This is a genomic window from Cerasicoccus maritimus (assembly GCA_031296935.1).
Classification (GTDB): domain Bacteria; phylum Verrucomicrobiota; class Verrucomicrobiia; order Opitutales; family Cerasicoccaceae; genus Cerasicoccus; species Cerasicoccus maritimus.
Genome location: JAVDPD010000031.1, coordinates 17,151 through 39,521, shown reverse-complemented (window position 1 = coordinate 39,521; position 22,371 = coordinate 17,151). Strand labels below are relative to the sequence as shown.

19 protein-coding genes are annotated in these 22,371 nt (G+C 55.8%); 14 read left to right on the top strand and 5 right to left on the bottom strand.

The window, feature by feature from the left end; translation table 11 throughout:
• Position 1: 1 nt before the first annotated feature.
• Entirely contained in the window at positions 2–1,006 is a 1,005-nt protein-coding gene (locus RBB62_RS17065; RefSeq protein ID WP_309400331.1) for an MlaD family protein, read from the bottom strand.
• Between the two features lie 58 nt (positions 1,007–1,064).
• Positions 1,065–1,850, bottom strand: coding sequence for an ABC transporter ATP-binding protein (locus RBB62_RS17060; RefSeq protein WP_309400329.1), 786 nt, complete (start codon positions 1,848–1,850; stop codon positions 1,065–1,067).
• Between the two features lie 158 nt (positions 1,851–2,008).
• Here RBB62_RS17060 and RBB62_RS17055 point away from each other — a divergent pair, with 158 nt between their 5' ends.
• From RBB62_RS17055 to lipA, 9 genes are all read left to right on the top strand, one after another.
• Complete coding sequence (locus RBB62_RS17055; RefSeq protein WP_309400328.1) at positions 2,009–2,383, top strand: lycopene cyclase domain-containing protein; 375 nt, start codon at positions 2,009–2,011, stop codon at positions 2,381–2,383.
• Between the two features lie 162 nt (positions 2,384–2,545).
• The gene (locus RBB62_RS17050; RefSeq protein ID WP_309400326.1) at positions 2,546–3,874 is read left to right on the top strand and encodes a hypothetical protein; all 1,329 of its coding nucleotides are present in this window, start codon (positions 2,546–2,548) and stop codon (positions 3,872–3,874) included.
• Positions 3,871–4,692 (top strand): type II secretion system protein, encoded by an 822-nt coding sequence (locus RBB62_RS17045; RefSeq protein ID WP_309400324.1) that lies wholly within the window; start codon positions 3,871–3,873, stop codon positions 4,690–4,692. Before RBB62_RS17050 ends, RBB62_RS17045 begins: the two co-directional genes overlap by 4 nt.
• Positions 4,693–4,770: 78 nt before the next feature.
• The gene (locus tag RBB62_RS17040; RefSeq protein ID WP_309400323.1) at positions 4,771–5,241 is read left to right on the top strand and encodes a hypothetical protein; all 471 of its coding nucleotides are present in this window, start codon (positions 4,771–4,773) and stop codon (positions 5,239–5,241) included.
• Positions 5,242–5,315: 74 nt separating this feature from the next.
• Positions 5,316–5,450 carry a hypothetical protein gene (locus RBB62_RS17035; RefSeq protein WP_309400322.1) on the top strand — a complete coding sequence of 45 codons (135 nt, stop codon included), beginning with the start codon at positions 5,316–5,318 and terminating at the stop codon, positions 5,448–5,450.
• A gap of 305 nt (positions 5,451–5,755) precedes the next feature.
• The gene (gene lipB, locus RBB62_RS17030; RefSeq protein WP_309400321.1) at positions 5,756–6,394 is read left to right on the top strand and encodes a lipoyl(octanoyl) transferase LipB; all 639 of its coding nucleotides are present in this window, start codon (positions 5,756–5,758) and stop codon (positions 6,392–6,394) included.
• 114 nt (positions 6,395–6,508) lie between these two features.
• Complete coding sequence (locus RBB62_RS17025) at positions 6,509–7,423, top strand: restriction endonuclease (protein ID WP_309400320.1); 915 nt, start codon at positions 6,509–6,511, stop codon at positions 7,421–7,423.
• A gap of 27 nt (positions 7,424–7,450) precedes the next feature.
• Positions 7,451–8,266, top strand: coding sequence for a DUF2726 domain-containing protein (locus RBB62_RS17020; protein ID WP_309400319.1), 816 nt, complete (start codon positions 7,451–7,453; stop codon positions 8,264–8,266).
• A gap of 825 nt (positions 8,267–9,091) precedes the next feature.
• On the top strand, positions 9,092–9,994 hold the full coding sequence (gene lipA, locus RBB62_RS17015) for a lipoyl synthase (protein ID WP_309400318.1): 903 nt from the start codon (positions 9,092–9,094) through the stop codon (positions 9,992–9,994).
• A 147-nt stretch (positions 9,995–10,141) separates the two neighbouring features.
• Here the strand turns inward: lipA and RBB62_RS17010 are convergent, their stop codons facing one another.
• Positions 10,142–10,702 (bottom strand): hypothetical protein, encoded by a 561-nt coding sequence (locus RBB62_RS17010; RefSeq protein ID WP_309400317.1) that lies wholly within the window; start codon positions 10,700–10,702, stop codon positions 10,142–10,144.
• A gap of 123 nt (positions 10,703–10,825) precedes the next feature.
• Between RBB62_RS17010 and malQ the strand changes: the two genes are divergently transcribed.
• The 4 genes from malQ to recD2 all read left to right on the top strand — a co-directional run bounded on the left by malQ (position 10,826) and on the right by recD2 (position 16,994).
• A complete protein-coding gene (gene malQ / locus RBB62_RS17005; protein WP_309400315.1) occupies positions 10,826–12,358 on the top strand; it encodes a 4-alpha-glucanotransferase in 1,533 nt (510 codons plus the stop codon).
• An 83-nt stretch (positions 12,359–12,441) separates the two neighbouring features.
• Positions 12,442–12,690 carry an exodeoxyribonuclease VII small subunit gene (gene xseB / locus RBB62_RS17000; RefSeq protein ID WP_309400314.1) on the top strand — a complete coding sequence of 83 codons (249 nt, stop codon included), beginning with the start codon at positions 12,442–12,444 and terminating at the stop codon, positions 12,688–12,690.
• Between the two features lie 25 nt (positions 12,691–12,715).
• Entirely contained in the window at positions 12,716–14,659 is a 1,944-nt protein-coding gene (dxs, locus tag RBB62_RS16995) for a 1-deoxy-D-xylulose-5-phosphate synthase (RefSeq protein WP_309400313.1), read from the top strand.
• 130 nt (positions 14,660–14,789) lie between these two features.
• Positions 14,790–16,994, top strand: coding sequence for an SF1B family DNA helicase RecD2 (gene recD2, locus RBB62_RS16990; protein ID WP_309400312.1), 2,205 nt, complete (start codon positions 14,790–14,792; stop codon positions 16,992–16,994).
• On the opposite strand, the gene RBB62_RS16985 is transcribed toward recD2, so the two are convergent.
• Both RBB62_RS16985 and hemB read right to left on the bottom strand, forming a co-directional pair.
• Positions 16,991–18,883, bottom strand: a complete 1,893-nt coding sequence (locus RBB62_RS16985) for an SBBP repeat-containing protein (RefSeq protein ID WP_309400311.1) — start codon at positions 18,881–18,883, stop codon at positions 16,991–16,993. The two genes, recD2 and RBB62_RS16985, sit on opposite strands and share 4 nt — an antisense overlap.
• Positions 18,884–18,984: 101 nt before the next feature.
• On the bottom strand, positions 18,985–19,992 hold the full coding sequence (gene hemB / locus RBB62_RS16980; RefSeq protein WP_309400309.1) for a porphobilinogen synthase: 1,008 nt from the start codon (positions 19,990–19,992) through the stop codon (positions 18,985–18,987).
• A 142-nt stretch (positions 19,993–20,134) separates the two neighbouring features.
• On the opposite strand from hemB, the gene RBB62_RS16975 reads away from it, so the two are divergent.
• Positions 20,135–22,165 (top strand): FG-GAP repeat protein, encoded by a 2,031-nt coding sequence (locus RBB62_RS16975; protein ID WP_309400308.1) that lies wholly within the window; start codon positions 20,135–20,137, stop codon positions 22,163–22,165.
• The last annotated feature ends 206 nt before the right edge of the window (positions 22,166–22,371 follow it).

Sequence of the window (22,371 nt, the reverse complement as noted above, 5' to 3'; positions counted from 1 at the left end):
GTTAATTCTCCTGCTTGCCGGTGAGAATGGCGCTCGGGTTTTGCTCCAAATAATCCAGCAAGACGCGCAACGAGCGCATCGCGCCTCCAAACTCCGACAAAGCGCTGTTTATTTCGTAGCGAAGCTGAGAATCCGGTGCGAGCATGCTGTCGGCGTCCGTGGCTAATACACTGACTTTATCCAAGGTGCCACGCGCAGAGCTCAAAGTCACACGGATGTCTTTCACTAATTCTCCCATGTCGCCATCCAGATTATTTATCAGCACCTGCATGTCAGAGAGTGTCTTGTCCAGATTCGCGAACGCCTTCCGTAAATCCGGGTTATTGGCCAATTCCTCATAAGCCTTCAATGTTTCCTTCGTCTGATTACTAATCCCCTTGAAGTCAACTTCGCCAATACCTTTATCTAGCTTATCTAAAGTAGCGTTGAGCTTGATGCCGATACCGCGGAAATCGATTTGTGAAATCTCATTCACCATCGAAGAAACCTTTTTGATTATCTCCGTCAGACCGGACTGTAGCGTCGGGATTTCCAAGTATTCATTGTCGAGGCCCTGCATTTGCCGAAACACTGGTGGCGGCGCTGGATTGACGTAATTCAACTCCACAAAAAGTAGGCCCGTTACAAAGCTGGCTTGTTGCAAGCTACCGCGCAATCCTCCGTTTATTTGCTCTCGAAGCACCGCAGGGTTCCCCAGATCCACATCCACCCCCAGCGACGTGCGCAATCGACTAACATCGACTTCAATGATCACAGGGATGCTGTCCGAGTCTTCTTTCTGGTTAAACCGGATAAGAATGTCCTTAACTTGGCCAATGGGAACGCCCTTGAACTTGACTGGGGCTCCAATCGCGAGGCCGTTCACCGAGTCATCAAAATACAGGACGAACTCCGCCTGCTGCTTGAAAAAGTTGCCCGAGCCAAACACCACAATCGCCGCTATAGCGAGCACTACGGCGGTGACCACGAATCCTCCAATAACTGCCGGGTTGGCTTTCTTACTCATAGAAAGATAGATGTGAAATTAACGGTCTTGTTGCCCTTGGCAAAGTTTTTCATAGAAATTATCCAATATCGGTGGCGGCGCTCGCATCGGCCAATTCGCCGCGCATCAGGAAGTTGCGGACGGTTTCGAATTCGCTGTGGTCGCGCATTTGAACGGGATTACCAACTTCGAGTTGGTAGCGCGTCTTGGCGTCCAGAAAGATAGCGCGGTCAGCAATCGCAAAAATACTGGCCAGCTCGTGGGTCACCACGACAAACGTTGCGCCCAGTGAATCACGAAGCTCGAGGATTAAGTCGTCCAGGAGGCGCGAGCTAATGGGGTCGAGACCAGCCGAAGGTTCGTCAAAAAACAGAACGTCTGGGTCCAGCGCCATGGCGCGGGCCAAGCCAGCGCGCTTGCACATACCGCCGGAAATCTCCGACGGATAAAAGTCTTCAAAGCCGCGCAACCCGACGAGCGAGAGCTTATAGCTGGCGACTTCGCGGATCTCCTTTGGCTTCAGGTTGGTGTATTCGCCAAGCGGTAGGCCGACGTTCTCCGCCAGCGTCATGGAGCTCCAAAGCGCCCCACCCTGGTAAGTAACGCCGAAGCCCTTGAGCATGTCTTTTTTCACGTCGTCGTCTGCCGAGGTGAAGTTCTTACCATCGTAGAAAATCTCGCCGCGCGCAGGTTCCTTTATGCCAATCAGGTGTTTGAGCAGCGTACTTTTGCCGCAACCGGAACCGCCCATGATGATAAACACTTCACCCTTGTTGACCTCGAAATTGAGATCATTCATCACGGTAAAGCTACCGTAAGCCATGTCGAGGTGCTCGACACGTATTTTAGGTTCATCCTGAGCCATAGCAATAGACCACGCACAACATCGCCTTTAAACCATTGCAAGGCAAGGTTTTTGATACGGCAAATGGTTGTCGAGGCATTCCCTGTCCGAAACTACACGTTCCGCGGTTGCGTTTAACCGGAAACTCCATTCAGCTGACTAGAATACCACGTTGATCCATGACTTACTGGGGCTATCATTTAATCTTCACCCTGCCACTCCTGGCGCTGCTCATTGCCTGGAATCGCAAACGACTGCGCCGCGCGCACTGGATCTGCATGGGTATTGTGTGTGGCATCGCCTTTATCTTCACGACGCCGTGGGACAATTACGCAGTTTGGCTGGGTGTCTGGGGCTTCGGCGAATCCGTCAGCCTGGGCTACCCTGCCGCTGAAATGGCCGAAGGCCCCAACAACCCCGACGGCCTCACCTGGCTCGGGCACATCCCCTTCGAAGAGTATTCTTTCTTCCTAATCGAATCGGTGATGGTCTGCCTGCTGGCAATTCGCTTTTTGCCGAATCCCGAGGAACATGGAAGCGAAACTGACGTCTAGGCTTCTAATCCAAGCAGTTTTCTAAATTAAACTTGCTTATCTCATGCGTGCATACGATAACCTCGTTTAGCAATTAACTGCCATTAACTGGCTTTCCCGGTTGACTCACACCATGACCTGGATTGAAAGATTCCCTTAATGGCAACATACTGCCACCAATAGATGATTCGCAATTTCACAGTCGGGTTCAGCTTACTAACGATGGCCCTGTCGTTGGCGGCTCAGCAGTATTCAGCTGCGCTGAGTGATAACGAAAACGCCTTTGACGCGCCGATCCCCGGCTTCACAGGTCCCGGCGGCGAAGGCAAGTCGAACACGTCCGGTTACGAAAGCCCCGATGGTGAAACGAGCGTGAATCCAATTTTCCTCGGATGGGCCTCAGACGTGGCGGAGTATTATGGTGCCGACAGCACCGACCTCGTTACTGGCGATCCTACTCTAGCCGCCCCGTGGAATGAAACTTCTTGGATTCTCGGGCCAGTGACTGGCGACCTGTTTCAGATCACCTCATTAGGCGACTTAAACAGCGTAGACATCGCCGCTGGAGACTCCCCTGGCTACATCACCCTCACCTTCGATAAGCCGATACAAAACTTCACCGGCGCGGATTTTGCCGTATTTGAAAATGGCGGCATCTCTGAGTCCAACCAAGGTGGCGCTGGCATTGGTGGCATTTTTGCTGAGCTTGCCTACGTCGAAGTTTCCAGTAATGGCGTGGACTTCGCCCGGTTTCCCAGCATCTCGAATACAGACGGTGCTGTAGGCCGCTATGGCTCCATCGATCCTACACTGGTTTACAACCTCGCCGGCAAGCACGTGAACGGCTTTGGAGACAGCTGGGGAACGCCTTTCGACTTGGAAGACCTGGCCGATGACGAGCTCGTGGCCCAAGGCAAACTGGACCTCAATGCAATCACCCACGTTCGCATGGTAGATATCCCGGGAGACGGCAGCTTTCTCGACAGTCTTGGCAACCCAATCTACGACGCCTGGATTACCTACGACAGTGGTGGTGCCGACATCGAAGCCGTTGGTGCAATCGGCCAATCGCTGACTTACGACGAATGGGATAACGAACGCGGCCTCCTCCCCGACAATGACGACGATGGCGACGGCTGGACCAATTTCGCGGAATACGCCTTCCGCCTCGACCCGGAAACGCCCGACAGCGCTGCCGTAACCCGAGCCGAACTCGACGGCACATCCAACCCGCAATTCGTATTTCCTCGCGACGAGCGCAATGCCGACGTCGTCTACGTTATCGAATACCAGGATGGCGCGCTGGATGGAACTTGGCTGGAAGCCGCTCGCTTTGGTCCGCTGACCGCATCCACTGTCGACAGCGCCGTGATCGAATCCGTCACGACCGTAAACCAATCGCCACAAGCCAGCCTCGGCGTTTTGCAGGAAGTCTATTTACAAATCGCGGAGCCCGCGAACCCGGCGGATGGACGTTTCGTCCGCCTGCGACTGGAGGCCATAGCGGAATGAAACACACAACCCGCGCCTTCACGCTCGTTGAATTACTCACGGTGATCGCCATCGTGGGCATTCTGTCGAGCATCCTCATCGTCGCCGTGGGCGAAGTGCGTTTCACGGCACAGAAATCTCAATCTGCGAGTAACATCCGGCAGCTCGCGAACGCCAACCTGCTTTACGCGAACGACCACGGAGAGTTTGCGCCCAACGCCGATTACCGCGACATCACTCACTGGCACGGCAAGCGCAAGTATGGCAAGTTCGACGGAACCGGCGGCTACCTCAGCGACTACCTTGATGGCGGCCAGGTCCGCATTTGCCCTGTTTTTAAAGATCTCATGGAAGCCAGCACCGGCAGCGAATTCGACTCGGGCACTGGAGGCTACGGCTACAACGCGACCTACTACGGCGCGCGCCAGGACCTGTGGAACGTGTCTGGCTCGTCATTCGTCAACGGCGTTTACCAGCCTTGGTTTTGTCGCGGCAATCTCCCCGCCCGCATCGAGGACGCCGCCAACACCGTCATGTTCACGTCCACAGCCATCGTCAAAGGCGGCGGCATCGTGGAGACGGGAAACTCCGTCCCCTACCGCACCATTTCCAACGGCAAACTTGCCGGACAGATGACCCCCACTTGCCACTTTCGTTTCCGCGGCCAAGCGGTCGTTGCCTGGGGCGACGGCCATGTGACCTTCGAAGAGCCCAACGACGCCTCAACCGACCACAATGCTTACGGTGACGACAACGATGCGCACAGCGTAGGCTGGTTCGGCGACACGAAGCTCAATGGCCCTTGGAACCCACGCTCTGGCATGGGCCTTCCTTATTAAGCGCCCAAACGCAACTTACTGCGGGCACATCGCGCATTAAAAGTTTGCGAGCAGCCCTAACCCTGCTCAAATCAAAGCATGGGTTTATTTGACAAAGTTAAGTCGATGAAAGACGCCGTCACCGGAGGCGGCGCTAAAGTGTTCGCGCAGGCAGAGGCCCCCGTATTGGGCCAGCCCTTCACGGTGACCATCACCGCCAGCTCCACCGGAGCCGACGTCAAATACGACCGCGTTTACCTCAAGGTCCGCGGCATCGAATACATCGATATGCACGACAACGTGAGCTTCAGCCACGACGGCCAGAGCCACAACAAGAGCGTCCATATCAAAAAGTCCACCACCACCTTCGAGCAGGAGTTCAACGTCGCGCCCGCAGGCGTCCTCCCCGGCAGCGCAACTGAAGGCTGGACGATCGACGTGCAGCTCCCCGAAAACGCCATGCCCAGCTTCCGTGGCCGCTACGCCCGCCACTACTACGCGATCTTCGCTGGCTTGGATTGCTTCGGCAACGACCCTGACTCTGGCTGGATCGAGCTCCACATGCAGTAATCCCCATTCCAGCAGGGGGTAATACCTACAGGTCCCGGTTACGCGCCGTCCAATTGGGCGGCAAACTAACCGGCATGAAACTCCCTGCTCCCCCCTGTAACCTCCCCGACGACGCCTTCGAAGCCGACGAAGCCATCGCGCATTCTTTTATCAAGTATTTGGTAGGGACGGTTGCCCTCAACCGTCCGCCGCGTCATCCAAAGCCCTGACCAACGACGCCGACTCCAACGAACGGACGGTTGAGGGCAACCGTCCCTACCCTATCCCTCCACTTGCCAATCTTCCTGATAAAAATCCTCGCACCATGCCACCCTCACACTTCCCCTATGCTCCCTTTCCCCCTTTTGTTTAAAACCACCCCCCTCCACTCATCCCAGCCTCTGCTCCCTCTGCTTGCTCCTGTTCCCAAACCCGCCTGCCTCTCAGCCGCTTCTCGATCACCCACTCCCACTCAATTTACCAAAAAACATTCGCGTCATTCGCGCCATTCGTAGTTAAAAAAGCGTTCACCGACATGGAAATTGAAATCGAAGACTGGGGACGCACCCGCTACGCCGACGCCACACAACGCCAACTCGACCGCGTGCAACAACGCCGCGACAACGAGATCGGCGACCTGTTAATCTTCACCGAGCACGAGCCGGTTTACACCATCGGCCGCCGACGCGACGCCCGCCAAAACCTGCTCTTAAGCGAAGAACTCCTGGCCGCAAAGGGCTTCGACTTGGCTGAAACCTCCCGCGGCGGCGACATTACCTACCACGGCCCGGGGCAGCTGGTCGGCTACGCCATCTTATCGCTCGAACACCGCAAAGACCTCCACCGCTACCTGCGCGACATCGAGCAAGTCCTGATCAACGCCCTCGGCGTCCTCGGCCTGGCCGCCGCCCGCCGCGAAGGCAAGACCGGCATCTGGCTGCAAGACCGCAAAATCGCGGCCATCGGCATCGCCGTCACGCGCTGGATCAGCTACCACGGCTTCGCGCTCAACGTCTCGCCGGATTTGGCACACTTTAGCGGCATCGTCCCCTGCGGCATCGCCCCCACCGACGGCTCCGTCACGAGTCTCCAACAAGAACTCGCGGATTTATGCCCCCCCATGGACGAAGTAAAGGCCGTCATCGCCGCCGAATTCCAGTCCATCTTCGGCTAACCATGCGCCCCCTCGCGTAGAAGCGGCATCCTGCCGCTTTCCCTGCCCAATCTTCCCCCTTTCCCATCTTCGGGCTTCCCTTGATGCCGATGTCTTGTGATAAAATCAGTCATCATGGATATCCCAACCTACCAAGAGATGATGCACCCGATATTAACTTTGGCCAATCGGGAGCCTATTAAGCGGCAAAGCGCCGCCAAGGCAATGATAGCACATTTCAATTTAACTGAAGAACAGGCCAATGCTCTTCTACCCAGCGGAAAGACAACTTACGTACGCAACCGGGCGGGCTGGGCATTAACTTATTTGACCAAAGCTGCCTTGATTGAGCGCGTGGCGACCGCGACTTACGCCGCAACTGAGCGAGGCCGCCAATTTCTAAACGAACATCCCAATGGATTCAGAAGCCGGGACCTGAGATCGCTCGACGGCTACAAAGAGGCTTGGGAGACGAACAAATCAAAGCCCGACAATTCGAAAAAGGACCCCGTCGACACGGATGACGACGCGCCGCCCGAGGAAGTAATCGAAACCGCCGTGGCCACGCTGCGCGCCAAGCTGAAATCAGAAGTCCTCGACTACACCAAGGCCATGGACCCGCTGCGCTTCGAGCAGCTCGTGTTGGACCTAATGCTCCGCATGGGCTATGGAGGTTCGCGCGAGGGCGCCGGGCAGCTCACACAGGCGAGCAACGATGGTGGCGTCGACGGTTTAATCAACGAAGACAAGCTCGGGCTCGACGTCATTTACCTGCAAGCCAAGCGCTACACGGATGGAACCATCGGACGCCCGAAAATTCAGGAATTCGTCGGCGCCTTAGCGGGCAAACAGGCAAATAAAGGCGTCTTCATCACGACCAGCACCTTCTCCAGCGGAGCCGTGGAGTTCGCCAACGCGGTCCAACAAAAGATCATCCTGATCGACGGCGACCGCCTTGCGGATTTAATGATCGAGCATAACCTCGGCGTAGCCATCGAGACAACCTACGAAGTCAAACGCATTGATTCAGACTTCTTCGAGCAGGATTAACCATCCGCCCACACATCGACAGTGACTATGCACCCATATTTGCCGGCCATTGCCGCAGTCGACTTCTCGCCGCTCATATCGACGATGATTGGCTACCTGGTGCTTCTTGCCGTCTTTGTCCTCGTATTTACCTTTTTCCTGGCAGCGCTGCTGTATCTTTTAAAAAGGTTTCATCTTACTTACATTTTGCCGCAAAGCCTACAGGGGCTAGCAATCATCCGGCAGCTGCTTAAGCCCGCCGAGTCTCCAATAGAATCCGACCAGCCGACCGCTGAGCTCGACTACCCTTACTCAGCCGTCGACCGGATACTTTCGCCGGCGGAAGAGCTGTTTTCGCACGCGCTCATGGAAGCAATTGGCGATGACTGGACAGCCTTGGTTAAGCTTCGGCTGGCCGACGTGCTCGACGTCACGGCAACCGGCAAAGCATACATGCCCGCGTTTCGGCGCATTTCGCAGAAGCACATCGACTTCCTGCTCATCGATCCTGAGACGACGGCGCCGCTGCTCGCCATCGAGCTAGACGACCGTTCTCACTTGCGCACAGACCGCCAAGAGCGCGATGCCTTTGTCGACGCCGCGCTCGCAGCTGCCGGCCTGCCGATTTTACACATTCCCTGCGCAGCGAGCTATAATGCTCAGTTTCTTAGACAGGAAATACAGGAGATATTAAGACCTGTCCAGAAACCCGAGCAATCAGCACAGCCGGATGCAGACCGCCAACCATTTTATTTACCATCTCAGACGTTTGGCGCTGGCCTTGTAACGCCTCCTGCACAACGCAACAACTCGGGCGACACATCCAATGACCACCTTGACGCACGCTACATGCCGAAGCGTTAACGTGCCCGCAAACGCGCCAAGCCTGCCGAGTAGCCGCCAAGTCGTTGCCTCACGGCTTCATTCAACGTCCTCACGGTTTTAATGAAAGTCTATAAGGTAGGGACGGTTGCCCTTAACCGTCCGCCGCGCTGCCTCACGGTTAAACCTAACCACTTCAAGGTAGCGCCCGTTATCCTTAACGGGCAAAAGCCTGCCCCTCCGCCCTCGTCTTCAAACTGCCACTCCGTTGAAACTGCCCGGTAAGGATACCGGGCGCTACCCTAACCACGTTAACTGCAACGGACGGTTGAGGGCAACCGTCCCTACCCTGGATAATGCATGCGGGCGCATGCTTCCCGCTCTTCCCGATCTTCCTGTTTAAAACATACCTTGCCCCCACGACTGCACGCCCAGCCTTTGCTCCCTTAGCTGCCTTCTGTATAAAACTGCCCCTGCCCAGTCTCCCCCAAAAGCCTAACTAGGCTTTTCAAAAACAACAGTGGCTGTACTTGGCCGATAACCGGTGCTGTACTGAGGCAACAACCGATGCTGTACCTCGGCAGTACAGCAGCGGTTGTTTTGCAAACACAGCATAAGGGTTTTTAGAAAGAACCGAGTAGGCTTCTCGGAGGTACAGCACTAGGCTTTTCCGAAGTACAGCACTAGGCTTTTCGGAAAAGACCGAGTAGGCTTTTGCGAAACAACCGTATAGGCTTTTGCGAAACAACCGTATAGGCTTTTAAGCAAAGACCGCATAGGCTTCGGGCAAATGGCTGCCAAGGGCTGTAAATCCCCAGAAAACGTTTGAAATCTGCGGCGATCATGGCGATTGTCTGACGATTCAAGATGCAAGATTTATCGCGCAAACCTGATTGGCTCCGCGCCAAGCTCCCCAATGGGCCCGGTTACATGGCCACGCGTAAGAACGTGGACGGGCACAACCTGCACACCGTGTGCGAGTCCGCCAAGTGCCCAAATATGGGCGAGTGCTGGAGCCGCGGCACCGCAACCGTCATGATCCTCGGCAATGTGTGCACCCGCGCCTGCACCTTCTGCAACATTGCCACCGGTCGCCCGCCCGAAACCGATCTCGGCGAGCCAGCCCGCGTCGCGGACAGCATCCGGAAGATGAACCTCAAGCATGTCGTCATTACCTCTGTGGCCCGCGACGACCTGCCGGACGGCGGCGCCAGCATCTGGGCAGCCACCGTGCGCGCCGTTCATTACAAGTGCCCGAACACCACTGTGGAAATTCTCCCGGCGGACTTTAAGGGCAAGGCCGAGCACCTGGACATCGTCCTCGACGCCAAGCCCGACATTTTCAACCACAACATGGAGACCGTGGAGCGCCTCCAGCGCCCGATCCGCAAAACCGCGCGCTACGACCGCTCCCTGTGGGTGCTCGACCACGCCAAGAAGCGCGGCTTCGTGACCAAGAGCGGCATCATGCTCGGCATTGGCGAGAAGGAAGAGGAAGTCGAACAGCTGTTGCGCGACCTGCGTGCCATCGACTGCAATATCCTCACCATCGGCCAGTATCTCCAGCCCACCAAGAAGCACCAGGAAATGGATCGCTGGGTGACGCCGGAAGAATTTGCCCACTGGAAGCAATGGGCGCTCGATTTGGGCTTCGACGTTGTCGAAAGCGGCCCGCTGGTCCGCTCCAGCTACCATGCCGACGAGCAAGTCGATCTCTTTGGCCTGCTGGAAAAGCGTCAGGCCGAAAAGGCCGCCGCGGCCAGCGCCTAAAGCGTCTTGAGTCATGACAGCCCGTACTTGTGGTAAGAAATACCACACGCGGGTTCATCGAGCCAATGAGCCCTGAGGCGCTTCATTTTATCATTTAGACTGGCCCACTCACTACTTCAGATTGCGTCGTGACTACGCCCAATTAACTCACTTGGAGGTATTAACACGACGCGGTATCACACGACGTCGACGCTCGGTGTTTGACGAATTACCAGGACGAGTAACGCTCCGATTTACGTCTGGGCGCAACTGAGCCGGAATATTGCTTTTCTGAGCTGCCACCGGAGTAGCCGTGGGGATCGAAACGCCGTCAGTCTTTGACAAATAAATGGTCTCACGCATACCATTGCCTGCCTGTAGAACCACTGACCGATCACCGGAATCCTTGTAATCCACAACGGTGAAGCGGCCCTTGCTCTTATCATTGAGCGGCATCAACAAACTGCGGTTTTCGACCTTGTCGAACAGGTTGAAAAAGCGCTCCTCGCCAATGCGCATCGTGCCTTTGAAAACCACTTCCCGGCTGAGTGCGCCACTGGTGTTGGTTACGGGCGGTGGCTTGACCACGGGGGGCTTTGGCGCTTGCCATTTTTTAAAAGGAGAATTTTCCAGCATGCTTTCACGCGCTTCATCCAAGCCAGCCTGGGAAACAGCAGGCAGCACCATAAGGGCAAGTAAGCAGCCAAGTTGTACAATGGAACGCTTCATTCTTCGATTAAACCCCAATCTCTCAGATAAAGTTCCACGCGTAAAGTATTAAAGCCAAACTGTATTTACGGCTTGCCGCCAAGGGGGCGCTTCCCTGTTATGCTCAGCTTTGTTTTAAACATCATGCCTAGTTCACTCTTTAATTGGCTCGACTCGCGTGCTTCCGGCATCCTACTGCACCCCACCTCCCTACCCTCTGGACACGGCATTGGCAATTTCGGCCCCGCCGCATACCAGTTCGTAGATTTCCTCGCCGAAGGTGGTTTCGGCTACTGGCAAATTTGCCCGCTCGGGCCCACCGGCTTCGGTGATTCGCCCTACCAGTGCTTTTCGGCCTTCGCTGGCAACCCGTATTTGATTGATCTCGATCCGGTGGTGTCGTTTGGCCTGCTGAAAGAGTCAGACTTGGAGCCCCTGCGCGCCTTGCCTCACGACCACGTGGAATACGGCGGGCTCTATGAGGCATTCTGGCCGCTGATGGCCAAGGCTGCCAAGCGCTTTGCCAAGGACGGCGAACCCAGCCTCGACGGCTACGGCAACTACAAGAGCTTCATCAAGGAGCATGCGCATTGGCTGGACCCCTACGCCGCCTACCGCGCCACCAAGGACCACTTCAAGGGCAAGCCCTGGTTCGAATGGGCCAAGAAATACCGCTCCTACGAGCTATGGCAGAAGTCTGATCTACCGAAGAAGCTGGCTGACGCCATTGCCGCGGAGAAATTCTACCAATACCTGTTTTTCGGCCAATGGAAGCTGCTGCGCGACTACGCGAACAGCAAGGGCATCAAGATCATTGGCGATGTGCCGATCTTCGTCGCTTTCGACAGCGCGGACACCTGGTCGTCGCTGGAGATCTTCCAAATGACCAAGGAAGGCAAGCCGAAGGCCGTGGCCGGCGTCCCGCCCGACTATTTCTCCGAGCTCGGCCAGCTATGGGGCAACCCGCTCTTCGACTGGGATGCGCTCAAGAAGCGCGACTACGACTGGTGGATTGCGCGCCTCAAGGCCAACTTCCTGCTCTACGACGTCGTCCGCATTGACCATTTCCGCGGATTCCACGACTACTGGTCCATTCCGGCGACCGCGAAGGATGCCCGCACCGGCGAATGGAAGGCTGGCCCCGGCATTGAGTTCTTTGAAAAGGTCAAAGAAGAGTTGCCAGAGGCCTTGCTCATCGCTGAAGACTTGGGCGACTTGAGCGACGGCGTGCACGTGCTCCGCGAAGCCACCGGCCTGCCGGGCATGGTCATCCTGCAATTTGCCTTCGGCGGCGACGCCTCCAACGATTACCTGCCGCACAACCACGAAAAAAACAGCGTGGTCTACGCCGGCACTCATGACAACGACACGACACTCGGCTGGTATTGGACGGAGGGCGACCACGTACGTGACCACGTGCGCCGCTACCTGAATGTCGGCGACGAGTCACCCCAGTGGGACTTTGTCCGCGCCTGCTACCGCTCCCCCGCCCGTCTAGCCGTCATCACGGTGCAAGATTTGCTCAACCTTGGCAGCGATGCGCGTTTGAACACACCGGGTGCCGCCCAGGGCAACTGGCAATGGCGTTATACGCATGAAAATATTGATTTCCTGCGTCGCGAAGTAGCTGGCTATCTCAACGAATTGGGCTACGAATACGGTCGCAAACAAGGCTAAAGCTGTAATCGTCTGACAATTTTACACTTGAAACATATGCTTTCATCGGGCACGTGTTTTGCTAATCGCTATGGCGTTATCATATGGGGAAAAAGCCAAATAAAGATGAAGAGATTTCATTCGAGAGCGCGATTGAGCGCCTTGAAGTCCTCGTCGACTCTCTCGAAGAGGGGGATATTCCGCTTGCCGAACTCGTTGAAAAATACGAAGAAGGTAGTAACCTATTTCAAAACTGTAATCGCAAATTAACTAACGCTGAACTAAGAATTGAACAATTGCGGAAGCAAAACGAAGCCGTCTCTACTAACCTAACCGACGACTCCGAGGACTAGCCTTCCGCAAATGGTGACTGCAAACATGGAATTACTGCCGCGCATTAAGGGCCCGGATGACGTGAAAGCGCTCAATCCGGATCAATTGCCACAATTGGCCGAAGAAATTCGCCAGGAGATCATCCAGGTGACATCCGACAACGGCGGCCACATCGGCCCCAATCTCGGCGTTGTGGAATTGACGATTGCCCTGCACCGTCATTTTTCGACTCCCAAGGACCGCTTCGTTTTCGACGTGGCGCACCAGGGTTACGTTCACAAGCTGCTGACTGGCCGCTATGGTGACGAGTTCAAGAAGATCCGCTCTTCCGGCGGCCTCTCCGGCTTCCTGACCCGCGAAGAAAGCGAGCACGACTGCTACGGCGCAGGCCACGCTGGCACCGCGCTTTCCGCCGCCCTCGGCATGGCGACCGCCCGCGACCTTCGCGGCACGGACGAGCATGTCGTGGCGCTGATCGGCGACGCCGCCCTCACCTGCGGTATTACTATGGAGGCCCTGAACAACATCAAGACCTCCACCAAGAAGCTCATTGTTGTCCTCAACGACAACAAGTGGTCCATCGCTCCCAACGTCGGCGCGATCCCCAGCTACCTGAACGAGCTGATCACCAACCCTGTTTACAATCGCCTGCACAACGACCTGGAGGGCTTCCTGGAAACGGTTCCCGGCGGCAGCCGCATCCGCAAGATCGGCAAGAAGGTCAAGGCCGAGACCAAGGACTTCTTCAGCGATCAGGAATCTTCGCTCTTTGAGAAGTATGGCCTGCGCTACATTGGCCCGATCGACGGCCATGACCAGGAACTGCTCGACCAATACATGACCTTCGCCAAGGAGTGCGAAGAACCCGTCATGCTCCACGTCCTCACAACGAAGGGCAAGGGCTTTGATGCAGCGCTGAAGAATCCGGAAAAATTCCACGGCACGAGTCCGTTCTGTCCGCAGACCGGCCAAACCAAGCCTGGTAAGCCAGGCAAGCCGCCGCAGTATCAGGATGTTTTCGGCCACGCCCTCGTGGACTTCGCCAAGAAGGACAAGCGCGTCGTCGGCATCACGGGCGCCATGCCCTCCGGCACTGGCATGAAGTATCTTCGCGACGAAGTGCCCGGCCAATACTTTGACGTCGGCATCGCTGAAGAGCACGCCGTGCTCTTTGCCGCCGGTCTCGCGACCAGCGATGTGAAGCCGGTTGTTGCGATTTACTCGACTTTCCTCCAGCGCGCTTACGACTGCATCATCCACGACGTGGCCCTTCAGGACCTCGATGTGATGTTCTGCATGGACCGCGCTGGTCTCTCGCCGAATGACGGACCAACGCATCACGGCCTCTTCGACGTGTCTTACCTCCGCTGCGTCCCGCGCGCCATCATCATGGCTCCCAAGGACGAAGACGAGCTGGTCGACATGATGAAGACCGGCATCGACCATAAGGGCGCGACCTTCATCCGCTACCCACGTGGCAACGGTGTGGGCGTCAAGATGAAGGAAGAGCCGGAAGCCGTTGAAATCGGTAAGGCCGAGCTCCTGCGTGATGGTGCCGACATCATGATCTGGGCCCTCGGCCCGATGGTTCACGATGCGCTCAAGCTCGCCAACAAGATTTCCGCCGAGCAAGGCCTGCAAGTTGGCGTCGTCAACGCCCGCTTTGCCAAGCCGCTCGATACCGAGCTCCTGCTCGAGCATGCCAAAAACTGCCGCATGATCGCCACGATCGAAGAAAACGTCCTCATGGGCGGCTTCGGCAGCGGTGTTCTCGAAGAGCTGCAGGATGCGGGCCTCGACACGCCGGTCGTGCGCATTGGCTGGCCGGACAACTTCGTGGGCCACGGCAGCACCGTCGAAGAACTGCGCGCAGCCAACGGCATGTCTCCGCAGCAGATGGAAGCCGACATCCTTGAGCGCTTCAACAGCCTCTGCCAGGAAACCGCCTCTGTCGACCAAGGCGCGATTCAGTTCCCGAGCGGCAAGTAAGCCACAGGAGTTTAAAGAAAAGATTTCAGCAAGGTCGCCAGATTGGCGGCCTTGCTTTTTTCCAGTAACATGGATTCCAGGAACGATTCTCCTTTAATCTTTTTCCTTTAATCTTTTTCCTCATTCCTACATGCCCGACACCCTGACAGGCGTTCTCGATCGCATCGTTTTTCACAACGAGGAAAACCACTTCACCATTGGCGAAGTGAAGGCCAGTGACCACCGCGGCCCGATCACCGTGTTGGGCAACCTGCCCGGCGTGCAATGCGGCGAAACGCTCAAGCTAACCGGTGACTGGACCACCCACGCAACACACGGCAAGCAGTTTAAGATCAAGGAATTTTCCTCGCAACTGCCCGCCTCGGTTTACGGCATCGAGAAGTATTTGGGCAGCGGACAAATACCCAAAGTCGGCCCGAAGTTTGCCAAGAAGATTGTCGCCAAGTTCGGCGCGGACACATTGCGCGTTATTTCGGAAGAATCTGGCCGCTTGCGCGAGATCCCCGGCGTCGGCCCCAAACGCGCCAAGGAGATTAAAAAAGCCTGGGACGAGCAGGCCGCGCTCCGCGACGTAATGACGTTCCTGCAGACCTACGGCGTTGGCACCAATCTTTGTCTGCGGCTCATCCGCCAATACGGCAATGCCGCGAAAACCATTCTGCAAAACGAGCCCTACCGTGTCGCGCGTGAGGTGCCCGGGATTGGCTTTAAGACCGCCGACCGCATTGCGGTTAATCTGGGCTACTCCAACGAGAGCCCGCAGCGCATTGATGCGGGTTTGCTCTTCGCATTGCAGGAACTCGAGGTCGACGGCCACACCGGCTACCCGGTTTCGGATCTGACCAAGAAGTCTTCGGAAATGCTCGACGTGCACGAGGACCTCGTCAGCCCACGGGTCAATGCGCTGACCGAGAAATCACACCTCGTAAAGACGGTAGGCATTGATGGCGAAGACTTCATTCAGCTGCCTGCTATGCGCCGCTCGGAGGTGTCCATTGCGGGTGCCTTGGGCCAGATCGCCAACACCGAATCATGCCTGCCGCCAATCAAGGTAACCAAAGCCATTGAATGGGCTCAGGAACGCGCAGGCTTTCAATTTGCGCCGGAGCAATCGGACGCCGTGGCCGCTGGCCTGAAGTGCAAAGTAAGCATCCTAACTGGTGGTCCCGGCACCGGTAAGACGACGATCCTCCGCGCGCTGGTTGACATCCTGAAAGCCAAGAAAGTGCGCCTGACCCTTGCCGCCCCGACTGGCCGCGCGGCGCAACGCATGTCAGAAAGCACCGGGGCATTCGCGATGACGATTCACCGGCTGCTGAAGTTTGACCACGAAGCGGGCGGCTTTCTCCACACCGACGACAACCGCTTGAAGACGGAGTTCATGATCGTCGACGAGAGCTCGATGCTAGACTCGCGTTTGGCGTCGTCGCTTCTGCGCGCCCTGCCCGACTCCGCGCATCTGCTCCTTGTTGGCGACATTCACCAGCTGCCTTCGGTCGGCGCGGGCAGCGTGTTGAGCGACATCATTAAGTTCATTGAAGACAAGCCACGTCCGCAGCTGGCCGTGACACGTCTGGAGAAGATATTCCGCCAAGGTCAACGTTCGGCGATTGTCGCGACGGCGCACGCGATCCTCCAAGGCCGCGCTGGGGCACCCTTCGTTTTAACCGACGTCAAGGACGTCGACCCGAGGCAAGATTTGCATTTTCTCTCCTGCGAAGACCCGGAAGAAACGCTCAAGCTCACCGCGGCGCTCATTCGTGATCACCTGCCACGCTGGTTCAACTGGGCGGACAAGTTTATGGACATCCAGGTCCTCGCCCCAATGCACAAGGGCGCGGGCGGCGTTGGCCGGATGAACGAAGAGCTGCCCAATGCGCTCAATGCGCAGAGCCGCGGCATCACCTACGGCGCCTATAAATACCGCGTCGGCGATAAGGTGATCCAGACGCGCAACAACTACGAGAAAGGCGTCTTCAATGGCGACCTCGGGCGCATCAGCGCGGTCAACGCCGAGGCTGGTACAGTGGCGGTCAACTTCGACGGCAACGAAATCGACTACGAGCGCCCCGAGCTGCTTGACCTTTCACTAGCCTACGCCATCACGATCCACAAAAGCCAAGGCAGTGAATTTCCCATCGTGATCGTGCCGCTGCTCAAGCAGCACTTCGTCATGCTGCAGCGCAACCTACTCTACACCGCAATCACCCGAGGACGCCGCAAAGTATTCCTGGTGGGCGATCCCGCAGCCTACTCGATGGCCGTGCGCAACGTGGATTCGCTCCGCCGCTTAACCGGCCTCGGTGTGCGCCTGGGCGAAGCGTTTAGCGCTTAGTTTATGGTTAGCCGCATGAAGAGTGGCTCGCCATCAAAGGACTTAGATGCGGTAACCTCACTACCATTTGTTTCGACAGTTATGCCATCCGTAAACCACTGCTGTAAGTTGAGTGAATATTCCGGCGTATAAGTCAGGTCCGATCGCGCCGACGAAAACTGCAACTGAAAGGAAGTGCCCGAAAAGTGTATGCTCGGCAGATTGTTTTCACTGGGCGAAGTCGGATCGGAGTTCAACGCCGCCTCGATAAAATCGCTCAAGAGATCGCGATCAAAGTCGGTCGTGGCGTCCTGCGCATAGTGCTTAAAGTTGAGCCACTCCCAGGCGTCCCATAAAGAGTCACCATCAAGATCTGCCTCGGCGACTGAGAACTTGGCCAGCGTCACATCGCCAGCGTTGCAGCCACCTTTGTAGCAAGATCCAACGCCGCCAGCAAAGTAGTCCTGATACGCATTAAGTGTGGGCCAGCCGTCACCGTTGCAGGAGCCGGCAAAATAGTAATCGCCGTTGGCGGCCAGGAAACTACCGCGCCCGTAGTCAAACTTCGCCCCGCCGAAATAAGTGGAATATAACAGTTCGGAAAAATCGGGCGACAAGATGCTGAAAACCACATCATAGCTGCCCGCCAAGCTGGCTTGCAGCGCGTCTGCGGAAACCGGATAATCCGTGGAGTCTGAAGAGCCGGAAATATAAACGTAGCCGCGACTATCGGCATAGATGCCATCGTATTCTTCATCGCCGCTGCCTCCCAGATAAGTGCTGGCGATCAACGCGCCAGTATCCGCGGCAAACTTGGCCAGCATCGCGTCGCCGTTGCCCCCGGCGTGCGCCGTTTGGTAGGCACCCGTGGTGGTGGGCAACACTTCACCCGATGGCGCCCAAAAAACGATGTAGGCATTGCCATCAGGATCGAGTGCGAGGTTGTGCGTACTCGTGCCACCAGAACTAGCGGAACCACCAAAATACGTGCCCCAAACGATATCCGATCCATCGTCTTTAACTTTGACGACGTATGAATCATGCGAGCCATTGTGAGTTTGGTCATAGGAGCCCGCAGTCGTGGGAATGTTAGTCGATTCAGTCCAGTAAAGCAGTACTGGGCAGTGGTCATCGCCAACCCGCACTGCAGCCTCCTTTTGCTCATTGCCCGTGCCACCAAGCCAAGTCGCCCAGAGCACCGTGCTTCCGTCGTTGGAAATCTTGATGACGCCGTTGTCCATCTTTCCTTCGCGCGTCGGCTGAAGCGCGTTGGTAAACCACTCGCTAGGCATCGTGCCCGTGCCTTTGTTTTCGTGGGCAATGTGCGTGTAGAGGTTGCCTTCGTCATCAATGGCGAAGTCACGACACAATGACGCCACCCCGCAGTAGCTGGCCCAAACGATTGCGGATCCATCGGGCTCGATCTTGCAAATGAAACCGTTATTCTGGCCATAGATACCAGCGTCGACGCCTTTGAAAGTTTCCTGAAACGCGCCCGTCGTCACAGGGAAGCCCGGCCCCGCGCGCCCGCAAACATACACGTAGCCATCATCGTCCACTTCGATACCATAACCGCGATCATAATTCGGGCCACCGAGGTAGGACGACCATACCAACGAACCATCCGGCGCAAACTTGCTCACAAACGCATCGCAATAGCCACCGCTGCCAACGTCAGTGCCGGTTTTGTCATATACGGTTTGAAATGCATTTTCGGTGGTCGGGTAATCCGCCGATGCAACACCTCCGGTCACATAAATAAAGCCGTCTTTGTCTACGCAAATATCGCGCGCCTGATCCCAGTTAGTGCCTCCAATGTAAGTCGATTGGGCAAGCTCAAATGAGCCGGCAAAAGCTGAGGTAACGGTTAGCGCAAGCAATGACAGGGGGATGATGCGGGGGGAAAACATGCCGCATAAATCCTAAATTGCTTAGCCAAAGTCAAAACGAATCGAGCTAATCTAACAATTGATAAGAGGTCTCATATACAAAACACATTAGGTTCCACTGATTATTCAGCCGCAATTTCCTTCGCGAAGTAGGTCAGAATCATATCTGCCCCAGCGCGCTTGATCGCCAACAAGCTTTCGTCGCGCGTGCGCTGGTAGTCGAGCCAGCCCAGCTTGGCGGCAGCATGGATTTGTGAGTATTCGCCACTCACCTGGTAGGCCGCAACTGGCAGTGAAGTACGGTTGCGCAACTCGCGAATGATGTCGAGATACGCGCCCGCTGGTTTAACCATCAGCACATCGGTGCCTTCCATCTCATCGAGCTCGGTTTCGATAACTGCCGCGCGGCGGTTGGCCGGATCGCATTGGTAGGTGTGCTTTCCAAGTAAATTCGTGCCCGCCGCCTTGGCGCTGCCCACGGCGTCACGGAACGGCCCGTAGTAAGCCGAGTTGAACTTGGCCGAATACGCCATAATGGCGGTATTGGTCATTCCCGAATCATCGAGCGCAGAGCGGATTGCGCCGATGCGGCCGTCCATCATATCCGACGGAGCCACAAAGTCTGCGCCAGCTTCGGCATTCAGCTTGGCCATATCGCAGAGGATTTCCACCGTGGCGTCGTTGGCCACATCTTGGCCATCCTCGGTCAGGACCCCATCGTGGCCGTGGCTGGTGTAGGGATCGAGCGCGACGTCGGTGATAATCGCCAGCTCCGGCGCAGCCGCCTTGACGGCGCGCACCGCACGGAGCACCAAAGTTTCCGGATTCAGCGCTTCCTTCCCACAGGCGGTCTTCAGCGAGCTATCGAGCTTCGGGAAAAGCCCCACGCCCGGGATGCCGAGATCGCGTAACTTAAGACATTCATCAACTAGTCCCTTGATCGTAAACCGCGACTGTCCGGGCATGGAATCAATCGGCTCTTCTGCCCCATCGCCATCAATCACAAACAACGGGTGAATCAGGTCGTTGACGCGCACTTCGGTCTCGCGCACGAGGCGGCGTATAGCGTCAGTGCGACGCAAACGCCGCGGGCGATAGGTTAAGTTCAGTCTCGGTTCGGTGTCGCTCATTTGTCAGAAATCGTAGTGAGGAAATCGACACGCGCAAGGCTGGGTTAAACAACAATTGGGAGGGGTATTAGTTGTGTTCATCTTCCAAATACTTACTTCGTTTCCATTGACATCATAGCACAATACATCTGGATATATCTGCGTGTTTGCTTTACATATTAATAAGCGCTTTGGGCTTTGGGCTAGCTCGCTCCTCATTATCCTCACCACGGGTAGCATTGCCGCAGCGATTTCCCACACGGTCACCTTCGACTTGGGCGCGCATGGGACGCTGGCGGCAGGTCAACTTGTTCAAAGCATTGAAGACGGCGGCACGGCCATTGCACCGGATATCGTTACCGATGCGGGGTGGGCCTTTGCGGGATGGAATTCGTCATTCAATGATGTTCAAGCAGACCTGACCATTGCCGCGACCTACATAGATGCGGCATGGGCAGGGATTCGGGAGGAAGAACATGTCCCCAGTGGAATTGATTTTAACAGCTATGCGGGCAATCGCGTCAGTATCTGCGGCGACACGGCGGTAGTCGGTACTCACTATGATCAGGACTACGGTCCCAGCAGCGGCAGTGCCTATGTCTATGTTCGACAAAATGGGATCTGGTCAGAGCAAGCTGAGCTAAAACCTAATGACAGCGTAACGAATGATTACTTTGGCGCAACAGTCACGATTAGTGGAGATACCATTGCAGTTGGATCTTATAACGATAATGAAAATGGAGAAGACAGTGGCAGCGTTTATATTTTCACTCGTAAAAACGGCGTCTGGACGGAGCAAGCCAAGCTGACTGCGAGTGATGGACAAGCCGGTGATTGGTTTGGAGCGGATATCAGTATTGATGGAGATACCTTACTCGTTGGCGCCTGTGGAATAATTCGTCTCCCGGAAGGTGGATTCGTCGAACAACAGGGCAGTGTCTATGTATTCGTGCGTATTAATGGAGTCTGGACAGAGCAGGCCAAACTAACTGCCAGCGATGGAGAGGTAGGTGATTCCTTTTGTTCAGTCAGCATCTCTGGCGATATTGCTATGGTCGGAGCATCTTTAGATGAGGATAATGGGACCGCTAGTGGTAGTGTGTATGTTTTCGAACGAAGTAACGGCATTTGGAATGAAGTAAAAAAGTTAACCGCCAGCGATGGAGCCAGTCATCAATTTTTTGGCATGGATCTGTGTGTTCGTGGGGATACCCTTATCGTAGGAGCTTTTCAGCACGGTAAGTCATATATTTTCAAACAAACTAATGGTGAATGGATAGAATACGCCAAGATTCAGACCAGCAATTTAGAAACGGATTACTTTGGCTCTAATGTCGGCCTTAGCGACAATACCGCAGTCATCGGTGCATACGCGGATAGCAGTAACGGCAATTACAGCGGCAGCGCCTACATCTTCAAATTGATCGATGGGGTGTGGACTGAACAAACCAAACTCGTGCCGAAAGATAATGCCTCTGGCGATTTCTTCGGCATTGCTGTTGGCATCAGCGGGAACCAAGTGATCGTAGGCGCTGATGGAAATCATGATGATCCTGCCGTAAATGGCAGTGCCTATTTCTACAACATCGCGATGCCGCCCGTTACGGTAACCTATGACTTGGATAATATCGGCACGCGCACTGGCGGCGGTGAATTAAGCCAACTGGTCATTTATGGGACGACCGCCCCTGCCCCGGATATTTCGTTTGCCGATGGCTGGATCTTCGATGGCTGGGATGTGGATTTTTCTGAAGTTACGACCGATCTCGATGTGAGAAGTCAATTCTCCTACGACTCGACCGACTTAGATGGAGACGGACTCTGGGATGGCTGGGAATTGATCAATCTCGGTGGCATTGAATTTTCGGACGGCTCAATCGACACCGATAAAGATGGGCGCTCGGATGCGGATGAATTCTTGGCCGGGAGCGACCCGATGGACGGCAATAATTTCTTTAGCGTGCTTGAGCAGTCTTATTCGCTCAACGATGGCTTGGTCACGCTGGAAGTGCTGACAGACAATCACGTGCCCAACCGCCGCTATCGCATTCTCTACAAATCGGACCTCAATGCCGCGTCTTGGCAAGAATTGCCAGACAGCGCATTTGCCCCGGGTTTCGGCAATCGTTCAACGATAAGCTTCACCCCGCCAAGTGAGCCGTATTTCTTTACCATCGAAGCTTACCTTGAGTGAGCTTCGACACTAGAAAGTATCGGCGAGGCGAGTAGCCAATCCTTATTGTAAAGATTGCAGTAACGAAAAAGGCGTCAGTCTTTTAGGGTAACTATTTTCCATGCGGCAATCGGCTGACCGCCTAAGAATGCCCGATGTTAAGCGGCTCGCCGAGGCAACGGTTACAAACCGCTGCGCTTCATGAACCAAGATGATCTCCGTCAAAA

Excerpts from the sequence above, each read along its gene's own strand:
- RBB62_RS16985 (WP_309400311.1), bottom strand. The coding sequence starts at position 18,883 with ATGTTTTCCCCCCGCATCATCCCCCTGTCATTGCTTGCGCTAACCGTT.
- hemB (WP_309400309.1), bottom strand. The coding sequence starts at position 19,992 with ATGAGCGACACCGAACCGAGACTGAACTTAACCTATCGCCCGCGGCGT.
- RBB62_RS17040 (WP_309400323.1), top strand. The coding sequence starts at position 4,771 with ATGGGTTTATTTGACAAAGTTAAGTCGATGAAAGACGCCGTCACCGGA.
- RBB62_RS17010 (WP_309400317.1), bottom strand. The coding sequence starts at position 10,702 with ATGAAGCGTTCCATTGTACAACTTGGCTGCTTACTTGCCCTTATGGTG.
- RBB62_RS17035 (WP_309400322.1), top strand. The coding sequence starts at position 5,316 with ATGAAACTCCCTGCTCCCCCCTGTAACCTCCCCGACGACGCCTTCGAA.
- RBB62_RS17060 (WP_309400329.1), bottom strand. The coding sequence starts at position 1,850 with ATGGCTCAGGATGAACCTAAAATACGTGTCGAGCACCTCGACATGGCT.
- malQ (WP_309400315.1), top strand. The coding sequence starts at position 10,826 with ATGCCTAGTTCACTCTTTAATTGGCTCGACTCGCGTGCTTCCGGCATC.
- RBB62_RS17065 (WP_309400331.1), bottom strand. The coding sequence starts at position 1,006 with ATGAGTAAGAAAGCCAACCCGGCAGTTATTGGAGGATTCGTGGTCACC.
- RBB62_RS17050 (WP_309400326.1), top strand. The coding sequence starts at position 2,546 with ATGATTCGCAATTTCACAGTCGGGTTCAGCTTACTAACGATGGCCCTG.
- RBB62_RS17055 (WP_309400328.1), top strand. The coding sequence starts at position 2,009 with ATGACTTACTGGGGCTATCATTTAATCTTCACCCTGCCACTCCTGGCG.
- RBB62_RS17025 (WP_309400320.1), top strand. The coding sequence starts at position 6,509 with ATGGATATCCCAACCTACCAAGAGATGATGCACCCGATATTAACTTTG.
- xseB (WP_309400314.1), top strand. The coding sequence starts at position 12,442 with ATGGGGAAAAAGCCAAATAAAGATGAAGAGATTTCATTCGAGAGCGCG.
- RBB62_RS17045 (WP_309400324.1), top strand. The coding sequence starts at position 3,871 with ATGAAACACACAACCCGCGCCTTCACGCTCGTTGAATTACTCACGGTG.
- recD2 (WP_309400312.1), top strand. The coding sequence starts at position 14,790 with ATGCCCGACACCCTGACAGGCGTTCTCGATCGCATCGTTTTTCACAAC.
- dxs (WP_309400313.1), top strand. The coding sequence starts at position 12,716 with ATGGAATTACTGCCGCGCATTAAGGGCCCGGATGACGTGAAAGCGCTC.
- RBB62_RS17020 (WP_309400319.1), top strand. The coding sequence starts at position 7,451 with ATGCACCCATATTTGCCGGCCATTGCCGCAGTCGACTTCTCGCCGCTC.
- lipB (WP_309400321.1), top strand. The coding sequence starts at position 5,756 with ATGGAAATTGAAATCGAAGACTGGGGACGCACCCGCTACGCCGACGCC.
- lipA (WP_309400318.1), top strand. The coding sequence starts at position 9,092 with ATGCAAGATTTATCGCGCAAACCTGATTGGCTCCGCGCCAAGCTCCCC.